We start from the raw sequence: 19,759 nt of genomic DNA on the forward strand, positions 1-19,759 counted from the left end.
ACACCCAAGGACAGCCATGAAACTACATCAATGAGATTCCTGCGGGTTTACCTGGAATTCACCGTTTTGTGTGTCAAAGTTCACATTTGCGGTGTGGCGCTTCGCTTCAGGAACCGACCGTCGATGACTCCCCGGAGACACAGGTCGACGGCCGCGGCCCCTCCCCTGGGGCGCGCTTCAGGCCAAAAATGACCTGGCTCAGCGCCGTGCGGTCAGTCGGCAGCTTATCGTGCCGAGGAGCCACGCCGCAGACCTCACCAAGGTCGAGGTTCACCACATCGGCGCCGTCGACAGCTACCAGCTGCGAGGAGCTATTCGGGGTTACCGTCGTATCCGCCGGCGAGTAGATGGAGGTGTAGAGCACGCCCGGCGCGGTGTCCGGCAGCGCATTGAGCCTTTGCATAAATTCCGAACCCACCACCTGTTGGATGCCGGCCGTGCTGGCCAAGAAGGCGGCGAGGCGGGGTGCGAAGGCGATGAATTTGGCCAGACCTTCGCCCTACCCACCCAGCGTGGTGCCGTGGAAGTTGCCGCCTAGAGCCACAGCCCGAGCGACGTGCTCAGCCCCGCCGTACATTTGGGTATAGGTCTTAATATGGGTACCGCCCTGGGAATGGCCTACCAAGTCCACTTTCTCTGCGCCGGTTACCGCTCGGACATAGTCCACGTGCCGCGCTATTTCCTCGGCCGCATCATCCAAATCTGAAATGGCCTTCGTTGAGGGAGAAGCATTCTGCAAAGAAACATCATCCGCTCCATAATCAAAGGCCCATACGCACGCACCCTGATCCTTCAACATCGGAATCAAGCTTTTCCACACACCCGCATTGTTATAGGTGCCATGCAGTAGCACCACCGGCTCAACAATCTGGCCAGAAGGCACACAGGAAGGGTCATTGATCCCAAAGGACTCTGGAACAGAGGATTCCCACTCCGACTGAGAGGCATTAGCAATAGGGGCGGATAGCCCAAGGGCTGCAGCAGCAAGCACAGCAACAATTCGCCGGGACATTATTCTTCTTTCTCACGACACATAACGGCGATTTGATTATATTCATACATGTCTCTTTATTCCCCGTGGCCCTGGAGAAAATTATCCCTTGTGCCATAATTCACCCATAAAAAATCCGCCCCACTCCGGATAGCCGGAGGGAGCGGATGGAATCGCGAATCAATTAGCCCTGACGAGCCTTGAAACGGGGATCCTTCTTGTTGATCACGAAGACCTTACCGTGGCGGCGAATAACCTGGGCGCCCGGCTTCTTCTTCAGCGACCGAAGGGACTTACGGACCTTCATCGGGCGCTCCTTTCGTTATGCGCAATCTACATGCGGTTGAATAAGTAAAGCACGGACTGGGAATCCCCAGCCATGACACGAGGAAAAATTTTACCTCACGCGGCCGTCAATACCAAAACACTAAGGCTTGACGACTGCGGACTCGCGCTCGTAGCGCGACTTCATCTCCTCGCCTACCTCATCCAGGCTACGTCCCATTGTCTCTGGAACCAAAATGCGGGTATAGGCAATGGCGATGAGACCAAAGACTCCAAAGACCATAAACGCCACCGGGCCAGTCAGCCACTCCACTAGCGGCAAGAAGTACTGCGCCACGGCCCAGTTGGTGGCCCACAACGATAACCCCGCAATGCCCATGCCTAGACCACGTACCTGCAGCGGTACTAGCTCGGAGATAAGCAGCCACGTCGTGGGTGAGACCGCCGCCTGTTGGAAGGCAATAAACAGCGCCATAAATACCAAAGAGACCATAGCCATAGCGGTGGAATCCTGGGCGTGGGAATAGGCGAAGGAAAGAATGAATAGCGAGACCACGTTGCCGGTCAGGCCGATGAGCAATAAGCGCTTGCGCCCAATGCGGTCTACTACCTTCAGCCCCACCCAGCAGGCGAGCACGGATACCGTGCCGATAACGATGGAAGTATAGACCGAATTGGCCGTAGAAATCCCCACCTGATTCATCATGGTCGGTGCGAAGTACACGATGGCGTTGACACCGGTAATCTGCTGTGTGAGCCCCATCAGCATGGCCAGCAGCACCGTAATCTGCATCCACCGGTTGGCAGCAAGAGCCTTCCACTCAGACCCGCTGGACTTGCGCGCGGTCTCCTGCGAAGTCAGCTCCGAAATATCCATTCCGGCGCGCCCGGCAATTTCTTGAGCACGAGCCATCTTGTCGTTCGTCGCTAGCCATACCGGCGTCTCTGGCAGAAACACCATTCCGAGCGCCAACGCGAGTCCTGGCACGGCGGCCAAGCCCAGCATCCACTCCCAGCTGCCTGTAGAGGCCAACGCGGAGTTGACCAAGTAGGCCATCAACTGACCCACCACAATCGCCAGGGTATTGAGCGAGACCATGCGCCCGCGCACCTTGGCGGGCACGATTTCCGCGATGTACATGGGCGAAACGATGGAGACCGCACCTACTGCAAAGCCCAAGAACGTACGCGCCGTGGCCAGCATGCCCACCGAACCGGACAGGGCGCACCAGATGGAGCCCAGCACGAAAATGATGCCACCCGCAATCAACGTAAACCGCCGGCCAAATCTATCGGCAATGCGCCCAGCCGTAAGCGCACCAACAGCAGCTCCTACGAGCAGCATCGAGGTCACCCACCCCTCTTGGTGGGCGCTCATGTCGAATTCGGGGCTAATAAAAAGCAAGGCACCGGACATCACTCCGGTGTCGTATCCAAAAAGCAGCCCGCCGAGGGCCGCTACGCCAGCTACTACCTTGACATAAACATCCTTATTCACAGCACAATATTGTGTCAGGCGGCTACCATGAACGTCATGTCGAACGATGCCGAAAACCTGCAGCAAACCATCATAAAAGCCCTGGGTGTACGCCCCTTTATCGATCCAGAAGCGGAAGTCCAGCGCCGCGTGGATTTCTTGGTTGACTACCTGCGCACCACCGGCGCTAAGGGGTACGTGCTGGGGATTTCGGGCGGCCAGGATTCCACCTTGACAGGAAAGCTCGCGCAACTGGCGGTGGACCGCGTAGACGGCGCGGAGTTTTGGGCCGTACGTCTGCCTCACGGTGTGCAGGCCGATGAGGACGATGCCCAGATTGCCCTGGATTTCATCCAGCCTGATCACCGCCCCACCGTCAATATCAAGCCGGCCACCCTCGCCCTCGACGAGCAGGTGGCGGATGCTGTGCAGCTTGCCGACGTCACCGATTTCAACCGCGGCAATACTAAGGCCCGCCTGCGCATGACCGCCCAGTACGCCATCGCCGGCGAGGTCGGCGCCCTCGTCATCGGCACCGATCATGCGGCGGAAAACGTCACTGCTTTCTTCACTAAGTGGGGCGATGGTGCGGCAGACCTCCTCCCCTTGGCCGGGCTCAATAAACGCCAGGGCGCCGCCCTCCTAGAGCACCTCGGCGCCCCGCGCTCTACCTGGGAGAAGGTCCCCACCGCGGACTTGGAAGACGATAAGCCCCAGATTCCCGACGAAGAAGCCCTCGGCGTCACCTACGCCCACATCGATGACTACTTGGAGGGAAAGGCGGTTCCCGATGCCGCCCGCGAACGCATCGAAACCCTATGGCGCCGCGGCGCTCATAAACGCATCATGCCGCAGGGGCCAAACCTTTAGGCCAGTGCCTCCAAGGTTGCGGCAGCCGCACGCTCCAGCGGCCGGTTATAGCTTGCACCGTGCGTGAGCGCATGCACCGCTAGTGGATGCAGCTGATGCATAGGAATCCAATTCTCGATATCTTTCGGCGCACCATAGCCCTGGAAAATTTCTTCTAGGTATGGTGCCCCGAAAAGGGCCAGCATTCCCAAATCCGTATGCGGATGCCCGCCGTGGGCAGCGGGGTCAATCATGATGCCGCCATCGGAACCAAAGAGCAGGTTTCCCGCCCACAGGTCACCGTGGATGCGAGCCGGCGCCACATCCCAACTGCGCGCGGCGATGGCATCGCAAGCTCGCCTTACCAAATCCAACTGCGCCGAACTAATCCCAGCCAGTTCCGCAAAAGGCAGCACGCGCTGTTCGACGTAGAACTCACCCCAGTTATCCGTCGGGATGCAGTCTTGCTCGATGCTGCCGATGAAGTTCTTTCCCTCCCATCCGGCAGGAGGTGCGCCAAACGCTTCGACTCCTGCGCGGTGCATGCGAGCCAACTCCGCACCAAACTTCCTCGCCGCCTCCGGCGTGGGCATGACCTCGTCCACGCGCTCGGTAACGATCTCTAGCCCGTCGGCGCTTACTACGTTGACCACCGCGTCGGTAGCTTCCCCAAGCCACCGCAATCCTGCCGCCTCGGCGCCAGCTTGATCTGTGTCGCGTACTCGCTTTGAAAAAGTCTGCATGGCGCCCAGCCTAATCCGGCAGGGAAATTTTTAAAGCGCCGCGCGCTCCCGCGTGGGCAAACACATCATGAATAGAAGCGCTAACCCACCGAACATTGGGATAAACCCGATCAAGCATAAGAACCCCGTTCTCCCAGAATCGTGCAACCGCCGGAAAATTAAGGAAACGACCGGCATAGCAAGAAATCCTTTTACAACAGGCTTGATATTCACGCCATAATGCTGATCGATGGCGTTAATTGGCACTGAAATCAACACTAGAAAGCCAAATACCCACCAGAACTCACTCACAGACGCTCGGCCCAGGAAGTTGAAGTATCGAATAAAGAACCTGCCCACTGCCTGCGCAGGAGACGCCCCGTAGAGCGCATCGCGTGCAAAGAACCCCGTGGATTCGTAAGCCATAACGCGCGGGCCCCTTCGACGTTGACTGCATATACTCGGCTGCGAACCATGCTACCCACTTCCCATAAAGGATGAGCAATGCAATCAGACGTCATCATCATCGGCGGAGGTTTTGCCGGCACCGCCGCTGCCATCACTTTGGCCCGCGCTAACCGGAATGTTCAGGTTATCGATTCCGGCACTCCCCGCAATCGCTTCAGCGAACATTCCCACGGCATCCTCGGTCTCGATGGCGTGGCTCCCACCGAGCTGCTCGAACGCGGCCACGCGGAGGTTAAAAAATTCGGCGGCGCCATTACCCACGCCACGGTGGAAAGCCTCTCCCGACCTTCCGAGCAGGCCCCGTGGCAAATAAGACTCACCGATGACACGCTTCTAGAATCCCGCCATGCCCTCGTTGCTACTGGTCTCACAGACAAGCTCCCTGAGGTCCCTGGTCTTAGTGATTTATGGGGAACGCGCCTCTTTCACTGCCCTTATTGCCACGGCCACGAGGTCAAGGGGAAGAAGGTTGCGCTCATTGGCGGCGCGAATCCGCCTTTTACTATCCGCATTAGCAAACTGCTTTCTAAGTGGACGAGTGCTCTGACCTTCTACCCCAACGGCCTTGAGCTCACCGAGCTTGACCGCACCCAGCTCGCCGGGTTGGGCGTAGAGATAAACGAAGCGAAGGTGACACAAGTCCAGCCGGATCAGGCATCGCCCACCGGCGTAGAAGTACACAGCGCCGATGGAGTAAGCATCTACGAAGCATGCTTTACTGGGCCCGATTTTCTGCCCAACGATGCACTGTTGCGGGATGCCGGTTGCGAATCGGCCAATGGCTGGATCAAAGCAGAACGTGGCCAAACCTCAATATCGCGCTTATGGGCAGCCGGCAATGTAGTCAGCTCGCCGGATCAGGTCTCCCAGGCGATGGGTAGCGGCGCCGCCGTAGGCATTGCTATCGACCAGTGCATGCTTGATGAGGACTTAGCAAAACTATAGGCACCCAAGACAAACTAAAAGGAGAGGAACTAATGTTCCTCTCCTTTATATTGTGGAGCTAACGGGATTCGAACCCGTGACCCCCACACTGCCAGTGTGGTGCGCTACCAGCTGCGCCATAGCCCCTCAAACGAGGTGCAACCTTGTGGGCTGCAACTCGCTTAAATATACATGGAGGGTATTTAACTCTCCAAATCGCCTGCTACTGGGTGACGATTTCTACCCAATCGCCCAGGTTCTTGCCGGCCTTTTGGTCCTTTTCGGATGGAACATCCTTGCCATTTTGAACAATACGCGGCGAGGAGACAGAGCCGGTTTCTTTATCCAGCTTGTCGTAGTTGGTCTTCGCCACCTTATTGCCCTGCTTGATGTCTACGTCCTTCATGGACTCAACAACATCATCTTCGGCGCCAAGCTCCTTGGCTTGGTTAGCAATATCTTCAACGCCCCACTTATTAGCAACACTTTGCTGGTTTTGCATGAGGAAGTCACGCAAATTCCAATAGGTTTTGATGTCGCCGGACTTTGCCAACTCCGACATAGCGGCTGCCGCCTTCGTGGAGTAGCCCTCCTGACCTTCAATATCCTTGCCATCCAGGAAGTTGAGGGTGCGCACATGAACGATCAGCTTGCCCTCTTCGATAGCATTCTTCATGTCGCCGTCGGTAGCCTGAGCCAATTCAGCACAGTGCGGGCAAGAGTAATCTTCGTACAGATCTACCTTAGGGGTATCGTCCGTAGCGCTCTCGCCCTTCAACGTGATAGCACCATCATTGAACTCCATAGTCATATTGACGTCTTCGACGCCATCATCAGATTGCTTACCGTTCCACACGATATAGCCAATGACAACGGCAATGATGACGAGAAGTACACCGACTCCCCAGATAAAACCGTTGCCACCCTTAGCGTTCGGGTCAGTTACTTTGCTCATTTGAACCTTGCCTTTGAAAATTCTCGGACCAATACAGCCTACCTTGCCCACCTATTAGGGGTGAAGGGCAAACTTGGTGAAAGGGCGTTTAATAGTCCAAACAGTGAAGAATAGATACGCGGCATCGCGCAACAGCGTCTTCGCATAATCCATTCCGCGGTCAGGATTTTGGGCGTCATAGCCAAAGCAGCCGCAGTCAATATCTAGCCCGCGGGCCCAGGCCTGCGCGATGCCCACCATAAACAGCAGCAACACGATGGTTGCCACGATGGAGGATCTCCGCAAAAACAGCCCGAGAAGCAAGAGCACGCCACCGATAACTTCTAATGGGCCAATGACCGTTGCTAGGTAAAGAGCCCAATCAGGCGTAAAAATGTCATAGCCTTTGATGGCTTGGGTCATGTCCAGAGTTTTGCCGAGCTTGTGCACGCCGGCTTCAATCCACACCCAGGCCATGCCAAAGCGGGCGATGAAGCTGATGATATCGAGCACCAGCTTCCCTTTATTCTTGCTACTCACGAGGATGAGTTTAGCGTTAAACCTCTAATACATGGGTAACAACTGCCTGTGCTTCTGCTTGTACCTTTCTGAGATGCTCCTCACCCAGGAAAGACTCCGCATAGATTTTGTACTTATCTTCCGTACCAGAAGGGCGGGCAGCGAACCACGCATTCTTAGTCGCCACCTTCAGACCGCCGATGGCGGCACCGTTGCCGGGAGCCTCAGTTAATTTGGCCACGATCTCCTCCCCTGCCAGCTCCGTAGCGCTGACCTTTTCGGGAGATAGCTTCTTCAGGATGGCCTTTTGCTCGCGGTTAGCTGGGGCGTCGGTACGGGCATAGGCTGGGGCACCGAATTTTTCCGCCAGCTCTGCATAGCGCTGGGACGGGCTCTTGCCCGTTACTGCGGTGATCTCCGCGGCAAGTAGATCCATAATGATGCCGTCCTTATCGGTAGACCATACGGAGCCATCGAAGCGTAGGAAAGAAGCACCGGCCGATTCTTCACCACCGAAACCAATGGTGCCTTCCACCAGCCCCGGCACAAACCATTTGAAGCCGACGGGAACCTCCACCAGCTCCCGGTCAAGGCTTTCCACCACGCGATCAATCATAGAGGAGGACACCAAAGTCTTTCCCACACCGGCATTCCCCCACTGCGGACGGTGACTAAAGAGGTACTCGATGGCCACGGCGAGGTAATGATTGGGGTTCATCAGGCCAGCATCGGGAGTGACAATGCCATGGCGATCCGCATCGGCGTCGTTGCCGGTGGCAAGGTCGAAGCTTGAGCGGGCGTCGATAAGCGAGGCCATGGCAGCCGGCGAGGAACAATCCATGCGGATCTTGCCGTCTGTATCCAAGGTCATAAAGCGGAACGTGGAGTCCACCTCAGGGTTGACCACGGTCATATTCAGCCCGTAGTAATCCGCAATGGCCTGCCAATAGTCCACCGAGGCACCACCCATGGGATCAGCGCCGATGCGCAGGCCGGAATCTTTAATAGCCTGCATATCCACCACATTCTTAAGGTCAGCCACGTAGTTGTGTACGTAGTCATGCTTGATGCAGCGCTCGTCCAGCACGCCCGCGACAGACGTCCGCTTCACGCCCTCCAGCCCGGCGCGCAAGTAGTCGTTGGCGCGCCCTGCAATCCAATCGGTTGCCTGCGCATCGGCCGGGCCGCCGGTTGGCGGGTTGTACTTGAAACCACCATCGCGCGGAGGGTTATGCGAAGGAGTAATCACAATGCCGTCGGTACCGGGGTGGGTCAAAATCGCGTGGGATACCGCCGGAGTCGGGGTATAGCGGCCGCGATCGTCGACGCGAACCTCCAGCTCATTGGCCAGCAGCACCTCGAGGGCGGAGACCATGGCGGGCTCGGATAGCGCATGGGTATCGCGGCCGATAAAAATTGCCCCGGTAACGCCTTGCTCTGCGCGATAGTCCACAATGGCTTGGGTGATCGCCAGGATATGCGCCTCATTGAAAGCGCAGTCGAGTGCGGAACCGCGATGCCCAGAGGTGCCAAAGGAGACCTGCTGGTCTGGGTTCTCCGCATCCGGGGTGCGGGTGTAGTAGGCGGTGACCAATTCTGCGATGTCAATGAGGTCCGATGGTTGTGCAAGCGTGCCGGCGCGCTCGTGGGCCATGTCGTACTCCTTGGGGTTGGGGTCCGTATAGCTATAGCTTGCCTTCTCCCCAGTGATTGCGCAGGACGGATGATCCCCCGGCTGGGGGTATGGCCAAATTTACTCCATTTCTATAGTTCGCTAGATTTGCAGAATGGACTCGCTTAATTCCATTCTCTCCGCCATCAGCACCGTGGTCTGGGGACCATTCATCCTCATTCCACTCCTGTTGGGCACGGGCCTGTGGCTGACAATCCGTTTGGGTGGCCTCCAGTTCCGGACGCTAGGGCGTGCGACGCGCCACGTCTTTGCCACAGACTCTGATGATGAGTCCACCGAAGGAGATATTTCCAATTATCAGGCGCTGACCACCGCCCTTGCCGCCACCGTAGGCGTGGGAAATATCGTGGGCGTGGCCACCGCGCTGTCTATTGGTGGCCCCGGCGCGCTGGTATGGATCTGGATTACGGGCCTAGTGGGCATGGCCTCTAAATACACCGAGGCGTACCTCGGTGTGCGCTTTCGCACCACCGACTCCAATGGCGAGATGTCCGGCGGCCCGCAACAATATCTCAAGCGCGGTATCCCCGGACCGCTCGGCTCCGTGCTAGCTGTCTTCTTTGCCATCTTCGCAATCTGCGCCTCCTTTGGCATCGGCAACCTCGCCCAAGCCAATGCCGTGGCCACCAATATGGAATCCACTTTCGGCATCGCCCCAGCGGCCACCGGTGCAATCCTGTTCGTCTTGGTAGGCTCCGTACTCCTCGGGGGAATCCAGGCCATCGGCCGCATCACCGCGGCCTTCGTGCCTTTAATGATCATCGTTTATGTTCTTGGTGGACTGTTTGTGATCTTCTCGCACGCTAGCGAGATCCCCGCCGCCTTCGCCATGATTTTCAGCGGTGCTTTCACCGGCACGGCCGCCGGCGGCGGCTTCGTGGGTTCTACCTTCATGATGGCTATTCAATACGGCGTCGCCCGCGGCATCTTCTCCAATGAGTCCGGCATGGGCTCCGCCGCCATCGCCGCGGCGGCCGCCAAAACCCCGCACCCGGCGCGCCAGGGGCTAGTCTCCATGACGCAAACCTTCATTGACACCATCATTGTGGTCACCATTACCGGCTTGGTCATTGTGGTGGGCGGCACCTGGGACATGGGCCGCGACGAAGCCGGAATCATGACGGCCGAGGCCTTCTCCCGTGTCTTGCCTGGCGACTGGGGCGGCACCATCGTTTCGCTCTCCATTATTTTCTTCGCCTTTTCCACCATCATGGCCTGGGCTTATTATGGCGAGCGTTCTTTGGAATCCCTGTGCGGCCGCAAAGCTTCCATCCCCTACCGCATGTTCTTTGCCTGCCTGCTTTTTGTCGGTTCCGTCTCGGAGCTCGAGCTTGCCTGGACCTTCTCCGATCTGGCCAATGGTCTCATCGCCATCCCGAACCTCATTGGGCTACTCCTCCTTTCCGGCCTAGTAGCCCGCGAGACTAAGGCGTACCTAGCCTTTGATCCCAAACTCACTAAACCGGTAGATGAGGTCCGCGCGTTCGTAGAGTCCCAGGGAATGGACTGGAAGTAACATAGGCCGCATGCCTCAATTCCTCGTCGTGGGTGCTGGCGCCGCGCTCGGTGCGGCTGCCAGATACTTGCTTTCCGTAGCACTCGGCGGCGGCATGTTCCCGCTGCTCATCATCAATATCCTTGGCAGCGCGCTCATGGGTTATTTCCGCCCCAGCCCATTCTGGGGCACGGGCGTGCTGGGCGGTTTCACTAGCTTCGCTACCTTCGCTTTCCTGACCTCCGAGGCGCACTGGACCATCGCTCTGGCTTATGTTCTAGCCACCATCGTTGGCTGCGTGGGCGGCTACCTGGCGGGTGACAAGCTGCGATGAATCTTCTTTGCGTCCTTCTCGGCGGCCTCATAGGCGGCAGCCTCCGCTATGGTTTTACCCGGCTTTTACCTGCCCCCTATTGCACCTTCGTGGCGAATATTTTGGGTTCCCTCGCCCTCGGCCTGGCTTATGGTTTCGCCCAGCTTGCCGACGTCCCCCTCATCCACCCCTTCCTCGCCCTCGGCCTTGCAGGTGGCCTGTCCACCTGGTCCACGCTGGCCAAGGAACTAGGAGAAATGATCAAACGCAGGCAGTGGTGGCGGCTTAGCAAATACCTCTTCTGGACCATCGGACTGGGCATCGTTTTGGCCTGGCGCGGCACCATCTGGACGGCCCGCATTTATCACGGGATTTAAGGGGTAAACTCCCAGCTATCTAGCAGTTACTTTTGGCCCGCTCAGGCCTAATATTTTTCGCGTGAGTTTCCTTTTGAATCTGCCTTTGGCGGATCCCATCAATGGCGTGATCTTTTACGCCATCCTCGCGATTGCGGCCATCATCATTTTCCTCCAACGCAAGGTGTGGCCACTGGTCATCGCCGCCCTGCTGTGCATTATTGCTTGGTTCCTACTCCGTCACTGGCAAGTACCGTGGTACATCTTCCTCGCCGCCTTCGTCCCCGTGGCGGCGCTGATACGCAAGCCCAAGATTGTCACGGTCACCGCCGGAATCTTTTCCCTTTTGGCCACGGTCGGCATCGTCAACATGGAATATCAAACCTATCCAGATATTGCGTCCCTTGACCCGCGCCCTGTGGCAAAGGAAATGAGCTACGAAGAGTTTTCCCACACCAAGTCTGGTGCAGCCATCGTCCATGTGGATCTTCCCGGCACCACCTCCCATTTCGCCGCTCGGCAAGCCACGGCGTATATTCCGCCGGCATACTGGACGGACCACACCTTGCCTGTCATCGTGCTCCTGCACGGCAACCCGGGCGGCCCAGATCAGTGGTTTGGTTCGGGCGAGGCGGCCGAAACTGCAGACCAATTCCAGGCGGCTAACGGGGGCCGCAGCCCCATCGTCATAGCCGTGGACGCCACCGGCTCTGAAACCGCCAACCCCATTTGCGCCGATAGCTCCCAGGCTAAGGTAATGACCTACCTCAGCCAGGACGTACCACAGGCCATTAAACAAAAATTCAAAGTCAACCCGGATCAGCGCACCTGGACGGTGGGCGGATTAAGCTACGGCGGCACCTGCTCCCTACAGATCGCCACCAACCGCCCCGAAGCCTATGGTTCCATCATCGACATTTCCGGCGAGGCTGAGCCCACCATTGGCAACCACGCGGCGACGGTGAAGAAATTCTTCGCCGGGGACGACTCCGCCTTCAATGACCAAGACCCCGCCCACCTGCTCGCCCACAAGCACTTCTCTACCCAAGCCATCTTCATCGCTGGCGATAAGGACACTGCTTCGGTCAATGCTTTGCGCTCGCTTTCCGATGCCGCCCGCGCCGCCGGCATGAAAACCTACTTTGGCACCCGGCCCGGCGGCCACTCCTTCCAGGTGTGGCGCCCAGCCCTGCGCGAATCCTTCGCTTGGGCCGCTAGCCGCGGTGGAATGACCGCTATCAAGGATCCCTTCGATGGAATTGGAGCCCACGATGTCCGTTCTTAAAACCATCCTGACCAGGTTTCCCGTTTCCCTAGCCGTCTTAGTCATTATGTGGGCACTTCACCTAGTGGATTTCCCCACCTCCCACTGGCTGGCGCTGACTACCGCGCACCCCGGTGGCGCCATTATTTTGTCCGTGCTCATCGTGCTCTGGCTCGTTCCCGCTGAATGGCGCTTAGGTTCCTTGCGCACATTGGCGGTAGGAGTTGTCTCCCAGCTCATCAGCGTCCCGCTGTCCATCGTGCTCGCCCGCGGCATTGAGACCGTAGGCCTAAATCGATGGGGCAATGACTTATTGAGCGATACCTTCCTCACCCCTATCGGCTTTATCGCCGGTGCCGCTGGTTTTGCTTCGGCTTTACTCCCCCGCCTATGGCGCCGCCGACTGCGCGTTTCGCTTATCGTGCTTACCGCCACTTTTGTGCTCTACTCCGGCACCATGTCAGATGTTCTCGGCATCGTCGCCGCCATGCTTTCCATTACGGCTGGCCAATTGCTCTTTAAGCCCGAATCCGCGCCGCCTTCCATCAGGGAGCGTCGCGTGCTCCTCGCCGTCGGTATCGCCTGCGTAGCCATTGGCCCTGCCTTCGTGGCACTCGACCCCATGGCCGAAGGTCCGTTCTCCCAAATCACACAGCTCCTGTGGGCACCACACCTTTCGGCTCTGGAGGCCACTCAAGTCTGCGCAGATTCGCTAACTTCTACCAGTTGCACTGCCGCAGTCGATCTCGCCCGTGCCCAAGGCATCGGCGCCTTGGTAGCCAATATCATGCCATTCATCATCCAGCTGGTGGTGTGCTTTGGTCTCATGCGGGGCCGCGTGCTCGCTTGGTGGATGGCGGTTATCACCCAAGTACTGGCCATCGCGTTGCTGACCTACCAGCTTTGGGATGATTCCCGCCTGAGCTACCTCCTGTCCAACCTCGTGCTCGTCATCCTGCCCTGGCTCTTGGCGCTATTCATGCTGCTTATCAATTATTCGCTCTTCCGGATCCGCGAAAACCGCGCATTTTTCACCCGCACTATTGTCTTCGCCATCCTTGCCTCTTCCCTCGGCGCGGGCTTGTGGATCCTTACGGCCTCGTTGCACAACACCGTTCCCCCAGCAAATCTTGCCGACATCCTCGCAGAGACTCCCTTGCGCTTCGTTCCGGCCGTTGTTGCGCTTATCCTTCCCCACCACGTCGCGCCGGCAACGATGTTTTCCTGGTTCATCTACCTATGGGTTGGAAACGCCTTCTGGATCCTGCTGGCAGTCCGGCTCTACCTTGGCTTTTCTCGGCCCGTTGACCCTGCGCAAGAATCCGACCGCGACGCGGCCCGCCACCTGCTCGAATCCGGCACCGGCGATCATCTTTCCTTTATGACGCTGTGGAAATCCAACCGGTACTTCTTCCACGGTGATTCCTATGTGGCCTACCGTGTCTCCAATGGCATTGCGCTCACGCTGGGCGCCCCCGTCGGCCGCGATATCAGCGCCGAATTCGAGCGCTTTGCCTCCGAGCAAGGCTGGGCCGTGGCGTGGTATTCCGTCAATGCGCAGTTCGCGGATGCTCACCCGCAGCTCAAGCGCCTTCAAGTTGCAGAAGAAGCAGTCCTCAACTGCGAATCCGTGGAATTCAAAGGAAAGAAATTCCAAAATGTGCGCACGGCCCGAAACAAAGCCGAGAAGGAAGGAGTTAGTACTCGGTGGACCACGTGGGAGGAGCTAGATATTGCTTCTATCGCCCGCATTAGCGCACTCAGCGAGGACTGGGTTTCCGACAAGGCCCTACCCGAGATGGGCTTTACCCTCGGCGGCTTAGAAGAAATGACGGTGACCGGCACCCGGCTTTTGCTTGCTGAGTCCGCCGACGGCACTTTGCATGGTGTGACCAGTTGGATGCCGGTATACGAAAATGGTGCTATTGCCGGTTACGTTCTCGACGTCATGCGCCGCAACGAGCACGGCTTTAAGGGAGTAATTGAGCTCCTCATCTCAGAGGCTATGCTCATTGCCCAGTCCGAAGGCCTTGCCTGGATCTCCTTGTCCGGTGCGCCATTGGCTGGACAGCCTGACGAGCCTAACTGGCTCGACGTCGCCCTCAATCGCATTGGGGAGGAAGTAGAACCTCTCTATGGCTTCCGCACCCTCGCGGCCAGCAAGCGCAAATTCCAGCCCGAGGAGCACCCGTGGTACCTGTGCTATCACGATGAATTGAAGCTTCCTTCCATCGCGCTGGCCACCATGCACGCCTACCTGCCCGATATGAAGACCAAGGATGCGGTATCGGCAGTCAAGGCATGGATGGCCGCGTAAAAGCATTAAGGCCTCCCCTCAACGTGTGATGAGGGGAGGCCTTAGACTAGGGAGCTAGTCGGCGATTGCTTCCAATGGCGGTGTCTTCGCCGCGCGGTGCGACGGCCATACTGCCGCGATAATGCCGACGAGGGCCGAGCCCACAAGCATAATGAGCACCATTGCCCACGGAATCTGCGCAGAGTCTAGTCCCTCATCACCGAGGATCTTGATGAAGGACCAGCCCAAGCCGAGCCCAATGAGGATGCCCATCACCGCGCCAAAGAGCGCGATCTGCACCGACTCCAGGGTAATCATCGTGCGGATCTGGCGGCGTTGTGTGCCCACAGCCCGCAACATACCGATCTCCTGGCGGCGCTCGATTACACCCAAGGTCAAGGTATTGACAATGCCCAACACCGCAATAATGACGGCAAGGGCGAGCAGACCATAAAGGATGGAGAGCATCTGGTCAATAAAGCCTGCAGCTTGGCCCGCATACTCCTCACCGGAATTGACCTGAACCACAACCAGATCCTTGACCGCATCCTCCAGGTTATGGCGCAGTTCTTCCTTGTCATAGCCTTCTTGACCCAAGACGCCCACCATCTGGACGGTAAAGGACTTCTCCGGTGCAACCTTTTCAGCTACCTCCTGTGAGAGCACCATATTCTGCACCACATCGGTGGGCTTAAAGATGCCGACCAATTTGGCCTCGGCCTTCTTGTCCTTTTCCGCAGAAGCTACCTTATAGGTCTCTCCTACCTTCCAGCCGTGTTCCTTGGCAAAGTCTTCGGTAGCAATGAATCCCTTATCCAAGTTGGCATCGCCCTCGACCATGTCGAGCGCAATCATCGACGACGGATCTCCATCCGCAGTCGTGGTCTGCTGGAATTGCGGACCATAATCCATCGATGCCTGACCATCAACGGTCACCGGAGCCATACCGATGGTGATGGCCTTATCTACGCCCTCAGCCTCAGCCGCACGCTTACCAGTGTCCTTCGGTGTTGGGAATTCACCGGAGCTAGGGCCAGAAAGGAGGTAATCGGAGGTGATGTTCTGCTCCACGGTATCGGCCACGGAGGACTTCATCGTCGCGCCAAGCATGCCAATAGCCGTCACCAAGGCCACGCCTAGGGTCAGGGCAAATGCAGTAGCAGCCGTGCGGCGTGGATTGCGACGCGAGTTCGTCGCCGCCAAAGAACCGATAGCACCGAAAGGCGCACCGATTACCTTGCCTACCGTCGGCACCAAAGGGAGCGACAGGGCTGGGCCAGCCAAGAAGAATCCGACAATGATCCCGAACGCGCCCACACCGACGAGGACGGCGCGGACGTTCGTCTCGCCGTCGGAAAGCACGCCTGCCAACGCCGCAACAATGCCAACCAGCAAAATAATGGCACCGAAAATCGTGCGGACCTTCAGGGACGTTGCGGAAGCAGACTCGGTGGTGCGCATCGCTTCAACCGGCTGCACGCGACCTGCGCGCCGTGCCGGGGCCCACGCGGATACGACCGTCACGATGGTGCCCAAAATAATCGGGACCACGATGGCCGAAACGCTCAGGCCCAAGCCACCGTCGAACGGCATTCCTTTCGCGCTCATTACTGCCTTGATGATGGCCACCAAGCCCATGCCGGCAACAACGCCGACAATGGAACCCAGAAGTCCCACGATGGCAGATTCCACCACCACCGAGTTCGTAATCTGGCGGCGGGAAGCACCCAGCGCACGCAGGAGAGCGAATTCCTTGGTGCGCTGCGCGACAATCATGGAGAAGGTATTAGCGATGATAAACGTGCCCACCAGCAGTGCAATCAGGCCGAACGCAATGAGGAAGTAGTTAATGAACTTCAAGGCGGAGGACATCATCTCAGAGGTTTCCTCCGCCAGGCGCTCGCCCGACTCCGCCTTGACGTCATATTTGTCATTTAGGTGATCCACCAAGGCGTTCGCATCCACGCCTTCGGCCGCAGAAACCTTGAGCTGGCTCGGATCGCCGTAGCGCTCCAGGTAGTCCTTCTCGGCCATGCTCAGCACGATGCTATCGCCCTGGTCGACGGCGGGCTCCGAGATACCAGAAACGGTAACCGTATCCTGCTCATCGGGGTGAACCACAATGAGCTTTTGTCCCACGGAGATTCCGTATTTATCCGCCGCGGAGGAATTGACAAGGACTTCGTCCTTACCGCTCGGCTCCTCGCCCTCCTTCAGCTTATCGGCACCACCAACGACCTTATCCTCTGGATAAAACGGGACAACGCTGGCCGTACCGCCCTGAGTCTGATAGGCCTCCGAGTTCTCATTGGCTGCGACGACAGTCTCCGAATCCGCAATATTGATGTTCTTGACATCTTCATCATCGGCCAACTTCTGGCGAAGCTTTTCATCCAGCTTCGCGCCATTGTCGTCCTTCTGGCTCACCACCGCATCCACGCCACGAAATTCATTATCCACGGCGGAGTCAAAAGTAGACTTCAGCGAATTGGTGAACATAAACGAGCCGGCAATAAACGCTGTGCCCAAGACCACCGCGAGAATTGTCAGCCCAAGGCGCAACTTATGCGCCACGATATTGCGCAGGGACACCCTGCGCATTGCATTTCCGCGTGCCATTTAGCCCTCAATCTCCGCCATTACCTGGTGAATGGCCTCCATCGTCGGATTGTGCAACTCGTTGACAAGCTTGCCGTCAGCAAGGAAAACCACTCGGTCCGCGTACGACGCTGCCTTCGCATCGTGCGTCACGATGACCACGGTTTGGTCATCCTTGTCCACTGCCGTGCGCAAAATATCGAGCACCTCGGCCGAAGAATTGGAGTCCAGGTTGCCGGTTGGCTCATCGCCGAAGATAATTTCCGGACGGGAAACCAGCGCGCGGGCACAGGCCACGCGCTGCTGCTGACCGCCTGATAGCTCAGCCGGTCGGTGCTCCAAGCGCTCTGCCAAGCCTAGACGGCGAGTTACCTCTTCGAACCACTGCTTATCGACGTCCTTACCCGCAATGTCGGTCGGCAACGTGATGTTTTCCGCGGCAGTCAGCGTAGGAACAAGGTTAAAGGACTGGAAAATAAAGCCCAGCCGATCACGGCGCAGCGCCGTAATGTCCTTGTCGTTGAGCGCCGACATATCGGTATCGCCGATAAACGCCGAACCGGAAGTCGCGGAATCCAAACCAGCCATAGTGTGCATTAGCGTCGACTTACCGGAGCCCGATGGGCCCATGATCGCAGTGAATTCGCTCTTGCCGAACTCAATGGAAACATGATCCAGGGCCACAACGGCTGTGTCATCGCTTCCGTATTGCTTGAACAAGTCAACGGCGCGAGCCGCAGCATCAGTCATGAAACAAATTCTCCTTGTAAATGGGAAATTACCTCTTATAGTTTAGCTACCATGAACGACGGCCAGCATCATCCCAGAGGAGGAAAACGGCACACTAAGGCATGGCGAGATCAATCATGGAGCCGTACTCCGGTTGCCATCAACCTAATCTGTTGCCGTTCCTCTTTTTGTTCTTTGTTGTTGTAGTGCGAGGTATTGTGCCCAGGTGTGGTTCCAGTGTGTTTGGTGTGTGGCTAGGGGCCCGGTGGGGTGGTCTAGTTGGTAGGTGCCGTCTCGGTGGAGCCAGGCGATGGTGCCGGTGATGTGGTCGAGGATGTAGTGGACGCGGCGGTCGGTTTTGATGTTGTGGTGGTGTTGGCAGAGGTTTACTAGGTTGTCTGGGCTGGTCGGTCCGCCTTGGTGGTATTCAATGCGGTGGTCTAGTTGGCATCGTGTGGCGGGGATGGTGCAGCCGAGCCAGCGGCAGGTGGCGTCTCTGCCTTGGGTGTAGGCGCGGATGTCAACATTTGGGGTGTAACCATCAACGTCATCGGCGACTAGGCAGCGCACGAAAGCGTGGTCTATGGGTGCTTGGTTGATGTTTATCCATCCGGCGCCTGGGATGTAGACGCTGTTGGTGTCTTCGTTGGTGGTAAAGGTGTTGATCGCGACGCTAGTTTGGGTGTCTTCCAAGATGAGGTCGATAAGGCCTTGTGCTGCGGTGGTTTTGGCTTTATTGGTGTAGGCGTCGATGTGGTGGGCGATAACGGTGGCGGTAGCAGTATCGCAGGTGAGGGTGAGTGTGGTGGTGTTGTCCGGGTTGTAGTTGATGCGCAGCCGTGGTTCGGGTTTTTGTTCTTTATCTTCTGGGCGCAGATGGGTGTCGATGAAGGTGCGGATAAACCGGCGTAGGTCGGCGTCGGCGGGTACTGTTTCGTTCGGTGTGGTGGGTGTGAGGAAGTCTGCGAGTGCTGCGTCGATAGCTTCGAGGTGGTCAGGGTTGTCTTCAAGTCTGTTGAGTTCGCGGTCGATGATGCGCAGTTTGGTCAGATCGAGTATCCAGTGCTGGCCTTGCACTTCGGTGACGAGGGGTAGTTGGCGCATGCGGTAGTGGGCGCGGATATACCCGAGAAGTTTGGAATAGCAGATGCCGAGGTCTTTGGCCAGGCTGGTGAGGGTTAAGTCGACGTCGTCGTCTAGTTGGGGCAGGATTGCGCGGTAGAGGAACCAGGAAGTTTTACGCGTGTAGGTGCCGGCTTGGCCGATGTGGTTGCCGGGTGCGTTGGTGGTATAGAACGCTTCGGGGACTTCCGGCTCGATGTTGGGGCCGGTGGAGGTTGGGTCGTCAATGAGTAGGGTGTCGGGGTAGTCGAGGGCAACATCAGGTTCGGGTGGGGATAATGTGGCAGTCACAGCGGGGCACTCCAACGAGAAGAGACAGATTCGTATCTGTTTTCTAACGAGTACTCAAATACTATCCCAAGTACCGGACATATGACCTTGGTGGGGGTGTTTGTGTTCGAATAGGATTACCTAAACCCGCAGGGATCCCCAGAGTCGACCCTTAATAGGCAACGGGGGTAAAAGGAAAGGTTGAGGGTTGGCATCGCTGGTGTCTTTAGGCGGATTAATGGCCGCTTCTTCACATAACCCCTACGGGAAGTCAAGTACGGGCAGTCAAGACGGCTGATCTTCCGGACCGAAGGCGGCTGTAAAGTATGTGGAAAACGCAAAAAAGCCGTAAACATCACTGTGTTGTGTGTTTACGGCTTCTTTGTTGTATTTTGTTGTGTTTGTTGTTTGGTGTCGGCGGTGACTTACTCTCCCACAACCTCCCGGTTGCAGT

Annotated in this window: 19 protein-coding genes and 1 tRNA gene; 7 read left to right on the forward strand and 13 right to left on the reverse strand. The window is 57.5% G+C overall.

Translation table 11 applies throughout. The features are described 5' to 3' along the window. Positions 1-106: 106 nt before the first annotated feature. From QP990_RS10340 to QP990_RS10355, 4 genes are all read right to left on the reverse strand, one after another. A complete protein-coding gene (locus QP990_RS10340; RefSeq protein WP_284799134.1) occupies positions 107-403 on the reverse strand; it encodes a hypothetical protein in 297 nt (98 codons plus the stop codon). A 96-nt stretch (positions 404-499) separates the two neighbouring features. After that, positions 500-1,012: a triacylglycerol lipase gene (locus QP990_RS10345; protein ID WP_284799135.1), complete on the reverse strand. Its 513-nt coding sequence runs from the start codon at positions 1,010-1,012 to the stop codon at positions 500-502. 163 nt (positions 1,013-1,175) lie between these two features. Continuing rightward, positions 1,176-1,298: a type B 50S ribosomal protein L36 gene (gene ykgO, locus QP990_RS10350; protein WP_003847162.1), complete on the reverse strand. Its 123-nt coding sequence runs from the start codon at positions 1,296-1,298 to the stop codon at positions 1,176-1,178. Positions 1,299-1,418: 120 nt separating this feature from the next. Continuing rightward, positions 1,419-2,774, reverse strand: a complete 1,356-nt coding sequence (locus QP990_RS10355) for a sugar porter family MFS transporter (RefSeq protein ID WP_284799136.1) — start codon at positions 2,772-2,774, stop codon at positions 1,419-1,421. Positions 2,775-2,801: 27 nt separating this feature from the next. On the opposite strand from QP990_RS10355, the gene nadE reads away from it, so the two are divergent. Further along, positions 2,802-3,623: an ammonia-dependent NAD(+) synthetase gene (gene nadE, locus QP990_RS10360; protein ID WP_284799137.1), complete on the forward strand. Its 822-nt coding sequence runs from the start codon at positions 2,802-2,804 to the stop codon at positions 3,621-3,623. Here the strand turns inward: nadE and QP990_RS10365 are convergent. Together QP990_RS10365 and QP990_RS10370 are read right to left on the reverse strand one after the other, a co-directional pair. After that, the gene (locus tag QP990_RS10365; RefSeq protein ID WP_284799138.1) at positions 3,620-4,345 is read right to left on the reverse strand and encodes a fructosamine kinase family protein; all 726 of its coding nucleotides are present in this window, start codon (positions 4,343-4,345) and stop codon (positions 3,620-3,622) included. The two genes, nadE and QP990_RS10365, sit on opposite strands and share 4 nt — an antisense overlap. 30 nt (positions 4,346-4,375) lie before the next feature. Further along, complete coding sequence (locus QP990_RS10370; protein ID WP_023020845.1) at positions 4,376-4,750, reverse strand: DUF805 domain-containing protein; 375 nt, start codon at positions 4,748-4,750, stop codon at positions 4,376-4,378. Between the two features lie 78 nt (positions 4,751-4,828). Between QP990_RS10370 and QP990_RS10375 the strand changes: the two genes are divergently transcribed. After that, positions 4,829-5,737, forward strand: a complete 909-nt coding sequence (locus tag QP990_RS10375; protein ID WP_284799139.1) for an NAD(P)/FAD-dependent oxidoreductase — start codon at positions 4,829-4,831, stop codon at positions 5,735-5,737. Between the two features lie 53 nt (positions 5,738-5,790). On the opposite strand, the gene QP990_RS10380 is transcribed toward QP990_RS10375, so the two are convergent. From QP990_RS10380 to pgm, 4 genes are all read right to left on the reverse strand, one after another. Further along, a tRNA-Ala gene (locus tag QP990_RS10380) sits at positions 5,791-5,863 on the reverse strand. A gap of 76 nt (positions 5,864-5,939) precedes the next feature. Then, positions 5,940-6,671: a thioredoxin domain-containing protein gene (locus QP990_RS10385; RefSeq protein ID WP_284799140.1), complete on the reverse strand. Its 732-nt coding sequence runs from the start codon at positions 6,669-6,671 to the stop codon at positions 5,940-5,942. Between the two features lie 54 nt (positions 6,672-6,725). Continuing rightward, complete coding sequence (locus QP990_RS10390) at positions 6,726-7,190, reverse strand: MauE/DoxX family redox-associated membrane protein (protein WP_023020842.1); 465 nt, start codon at positions 7,188-7,190, stop codon at positions 6,726-6,728. Positions 7,191-7,206: 16 nt separating this feature from the next. Next, entirely contained in the window at positions 7,207-8,823 is a 1,617-nt protein-coding gene (gene pgm, locus QP990_RS10395) for a phosphoglucomutase (alpha-D-glucose-1,6-bisphosphate-dependent) (protein ID WP_284799141.1), read from the reverse strand. Between the two features lie 133 nt (positions 8,824-8,956). On the opposite strand from pgm, the gene QP990_RS10400 reads away from it, so the two are divergent. The 5 genes from QP990_RS10400 to QP990_RS10420 all read left to right on the forward strand — a co-directional run bounded on the left by QP990_RS10400 (position 8,957) and on the right by QP990_RS10420 (position 14,607). Beyond that, positions 8,957-10,378 carry a sodium:alanine symporter family protein gene (locus tag QP990_RS10400; protein WP_284799142.1) on the forward strand — a complete coding sequence of 474 codons (1,422 nt, stop codon included), beginning with the start codon at positions 8,957-8,959 and terminating at the stop codon, positions 10,376-10,378. Between the two features lie 10 nt (positions 10,379-10,388). Further along, positions 10,389-10,691, forward strand: a complete 303-nt coding sequence (locus QP990_RS10405) for a fluoride efflux transporter family protein (protein ID WP_284799143.1) — start codon at positions 10,389-10,391, stop codon at positions 10,689-10,691. Then, a complete protein-coding gene (locus QP990_RS10410; RefSeq protein WP_200288682.1) occupies positions 10,688-11,047 on the forward strand; it encodes a CrcB family protein in 360 nt (119 codons plus the stop codon). Before QP990_RS10405 ends, QP990_RS10410 begins: the two co-directional genes overlap by 4 nt. A 61-nt stretch (positions 11,048-11,108) precedes the next feature. Then, positions 11,109-12,311, forward strand: a complete 1,203-nt coding sequence (locus QP990_RS10415) for an esterase family protein (protein ID WP_284799144.1) — start codon at positions 11,109-11,111, stop codon at positions 12,309-12,311. Then, the gene (locus QP990_RS10420) at positions 12,298-14,607 is read left to right on the forward strand and encodes a bifunctional lysylphosphatidylglycerol flippase/synthetase MprF (protein ID WP_248099383.1); all 2,310 of its coding nucleotides are present in this window, start codon (positions 12,298-12,300) and stop codon (positions 14,605-14,607) included. Before QP990_RS10415 ends, QP990_RS10420 begins: the two co-directional genes overlap by 14 nt. Positions 14,608-14,661: 54 nt before the next feature. Here the strand turns inward: QP990_RS10420 and QP990_RS10425 are convergent, their stop codons facing one another. From QP990_RS10425 to QP990_RS10435, 3 genes are all read right to left on the reverse strand, one after another. After that, the gene (locus tag QP990_RS10425; RefSeq protein WP_200288679.1) at positions 14,662-17,205 is read right to left on the reverse strand and encodes an ABC transporter permease; all 2,544 of its coding nucleotides are present in this window, start codon (positions 17,203-17,205) and stop codon (positions 14,662-14,664) included. Continuing rightward, positions 17,206-17,934 (reverse strand): ABC transporter ATP-binding protein, encoded by a 729-nt coding sequence (locus QP990_RS10430; protein WP_023020834.1) that lies wholly within the window; start codon positions 17,932-17,934, stop codon positions 17,206-17,208. A 144-nt stretch (positions 17,935-18,078) separates the two neighbouring features. Beyond that, positions 18,079-19,326 (reverse strand): HNH endonuclease signature motif containing protein, encoded by a 1,248-nt coding sequence (locus QP990_RS10435; RefSeq protein ID WP_248099382.1) that lies wholly within the window; start codon positions 19,324-19,326, stop codon positions 18,079-18,081. Positions 19,327-19,759: the final 433 nt, after the last annotated feature.

This window comes from Corynebacterium sp. MSK071, assembly GCF_030232125.1.
GTDB lineage: Bacteria > Actinomycetota > Actinomycetes > Mycobacteriales > Mycobacteriaceae > Corynebacterium > Corynebacterium kefirresidentii.